Here is an 849-nt window from a genome sequence, read left to right as displayed (position 1 = left end):
CGACTTTAATGCGCCAAATGATTTCACCAGTTTCTTGGCTTAGTGCAATCACTTCACCATTTTCAGAACCGATGTAAAGATGTTCGTACGCCGCAGTAATACCGCCAGACAGACGAGCAATCACGTCTTCTTCCAGATCGGTTTGCCATAATTGCTTACCATTTTCTGGATCAAGCGCTTTCACCAAACCATCACGGCTCGCGACAAACAACATGTCGTTTGCGTAGACAGGAGAAAGCTTTGAGAAGTAATGACCAACACCATCACCAATCGATGTGCTCCATTCACTCTTGGTCGTAAACTGACTATCTACCTGCGGTAGTGGTGCCATAACGATGGTATCTTCCTCGCCAGCACAACCAGCCAGGATGCCCACCGTTAATGCCCCTAACAAGGCTTTCTTAAAGACTCTTTTCATCCAATGCGGTCCTTATTATTTCGCCAAGTCGTCCAATTTCATTTGCAGTGTTGGGCTTGCATCTGCTGCTTGCTGCGCTTCTGTGTAAGCCGCGTAAGCTGCATCTTTGTCACCTTGACGAAGTGCAATATCACCACGCAATTCAGCAATGCGACCAGCCCATGCTGTATCTGTCACTTTGCCTAGCTCAGTGTTTGCAGCATCAAAGTTACCCATTTCTGTCTCGATACGAGCGATGCGGTAGCTAATTAGTGGAGATAATGCAGCATCTTTCGTATTGCTTTGAGCCCATTTAAGTTGCTCAAGAGCAGCAGCAAAGTCTTTCGCTTCGACTTGTGCTTTTGCTAGTTGCAGAGCAGCCAATACTGAATATTCTTTAACTTCGTTCGATTCGATAAAAGCTTGCACATCTGATTGCGCATCTACGCCTT

At 46.2% G+C, this 849-nt stretch carries 2 protein-coding genes; both read right to left on the bottom strand.

Features of this window, described 5'->3' with window-relative positions:
- On the bottom strand, positions 1 to 418 hold a 418-nt coding region (locus R8O10_RS24465), incomplete at its 3' end, for a PQQ-binding-like beta-propeller repeat protein (RefSeq protein WP_318191852.1).
- Positions 419 to 433: 15 nt separating this feature from the next.
- A partial coding sequence (locus tag R8O10_RS24460; RefSeq protein WP_318191851.1) for a tetratricopeptide repeat protein occupies positions 434 to 849 on the bottom strand: 416 nt, incomplete at its 5' end.

The organism is Vibrio sp. 1727 (assembly GCF_033344415.1).
Classification (GTDB): Bacteria; Pseudomonadota; Gammaproteobacteria; order Enterobacterales; family Vibrionaceae; genus Vibrio; species Vibrio alginolyticus.
Note: the sequence above shows the minus strand (reverse complement) of the source record. Positions and strands in the feature narration are given on the sequence as shown.